The 1,848-nt window shown below is 72.1% G+C and carries 2 protein-coding genes; both read right to left on the bottom strand.

Annotated elements, in window-relative coordinates:
- Positions 1-112: 112 nt before the first annotated feature.
- A complete protein-coding gene (gene tssA, locus I73_RS27785) occupies positions 113-1,210 on the bottom strand; it encodes a type VI secretion system protein TssA (protein WP_022981015.1) in 1,098 nt (365 codons plus the stop codon).
- A gap of 104 nt (positions 1,211-1,314) precedes the next feature.
- Complete coding sequence (locus I73_RS33515; RefSeq protein ID WP_022981014.1) at positions 1,315-1,743, bottom strand: hypothetical protein; 429 nt, start codon at positions 1,741-1,743, stop codon at positions 1,315-1,317.
- Positions 1,744-1,848: the final 105 nt, after the last annotated feature.

Below are 1,848 nucleotides of genomic sequence, written 5' to 3'. Positions count from 1 at the left end.
TCCCGACCGCCCCGCTGGCGGACAACCTGAGCCCCCAGGGGCGGGCCCGCAACCGCCGCATCGAGTTTCGCGTGCTGGCCTGAAGGGCGGTCCGTCGGACCGCCCCGGCCATTCAGTAACCCGGCTCTTCCCGGCGCTCCACGCCCAGCAACTCCTCGACATGGGCCAGGGCGCCGGGGTCCTTCAGCACGGTGCGCAGCCAGTCGTGCAGCGGCATGGTGCCCCAGCGCGCCGCCTTGTCGGCCAGGTAGGCCACCGGGCTGTGGGGTTCGGTGACACGGAAGTACTCTGCCACCTGGCGCAACTGCTCCAGGGCTTGGGCCCGTGACTGGATCGGGCCTGGCAATGCCGCGGGTGGGGCCCCCAGGGAGCCGGTCGTCGGGATGGCCAGGGTCTGCCCCGCGGGGCCGGTGGCCACCGGTTCACCGGCCTGTGCGGCTGAAGTTGTCAGGCCGGCATCGCGGGCCAGCCGCATCAGGGCATCCTGTGCCGCGTCCAGCGCACGCCGCGCGTCCGCGAAAGAGGGGGCCTCTTGGCCCAGCGCCTGGTCGGCCAGGGCGGCCAGACGCTCCCAGGCGGTCAGGGCGGCAGACACGGCCCCCGCCTGGGCCTCGTGGGCCCGCAGCCCGACCTGTGCCAGCCCCCGGATGAGGGCATCCAGCCCGACGGGGGCCTCGGCGGCGTTCAGGCCGGAGGCCGGCTCGGGCTCGCCGGCCAGACGTCGGGCTCGGGCGGCCTCCACATCCAGCAGGCTCACCGGACGACCGCCCAGCGCCGCGCGGGGCAGCAGGGGAATGCGTCGGGCCAACTCCTCCACCTTGACGTTCAGCCAGCGCAGGTTGCCCACACGGGGTTCCAGATCGCCGTCCTCGATGAGGGGGTGGAGATCGCTCCAGAAGCGTTCGATCAGGCTGGCGCACAGGTCCACGCCCCGGGCCAGACCCTCGAAACCCTGGGTGTGTGCCAGGGCCTCGGCGTACCAGCCGGCCACCCGCAGGTCCTTGCTCCGCTGGCGCAGCAGCTGTTCGCAGGCACGGGCCACCCCGGGCCAGTCGGCCACCTTGAGGTGGGCCACCCATTCACCCTGGTCGAGCGTGGGGTCGTCTTCCCGACGCAGTTCCTGGATGGCGTCGACCTCCGGCGAGAGGGACATGTCCACGCCCCCGGGCGCGGCCCCGGAGATCGGGGCCAGCAGCTCTTCCAATTCCATTCTTGTGGTGCTCCCTGGTCTTTGCGCACCATTGTGCCCGTCGGCTTCGCCGGGCACCGCTGGTCGGTGGGTGGGTGAAACAGGCGCTTACGAAAAGCCGGGGCTCACTTCCAGAGCCAGGGGCTGGGCAGGCTGGAAGTCGAGAGCCAGTGGGTCCAGCCCCGCGGGTTGTCGCGGCGGCGGGCCGGCTCGGGCAGCGGCAGATCGGCGGGCTCGCGGAACCAGAGGCCGTCGGGCACGCTGCGGTAGGCGCGCCAGCCCTTGGGAAGGTCGGCCAGCAGCTGCAGGGAGGGGTCGCGGGCCACGGCCCGCCCCAGCGTGAAGATGCGGCAGCGGTCATCCTCGTCGACCGGACCGTGCAGGAACTGCCAATCGCCGTCTCTGCTGCGCACCACCAGCAGCACGGGGTGCCGTTCGATCAGCACCCGAGAAGAGGTGTAGACGAGCGTCTGGGCCGGTTCGCTGAACGCCCAGGCGGCATCGTGGGGTTCGGGGCAGGGGTCGGTGTCAGGGAAGGAGGGACGGAGGTACATGGCCGGAGGAACCCCGCCCGGTGATCGTGACAGCGGCGTGCCAGGCTGCGATCACCCGGGACCCGGGACGTGTTGCGCACGTTTACACCTTACACCGCCCGCCGG

Source organism: Ideonella sp. B508-1 (genome assembly GCF_000333615.1).
In the GTDB taxonomy this organism is placed as follows: domain Bacteria; phylum Pseudomonadota; class Gammaproteobacteria; order Burkholderiales; family Burkholderiaceae_C; genus Ideonella.
This window is presented reverse-complemented; position numbering and strand designations above follow the sequence as displayed.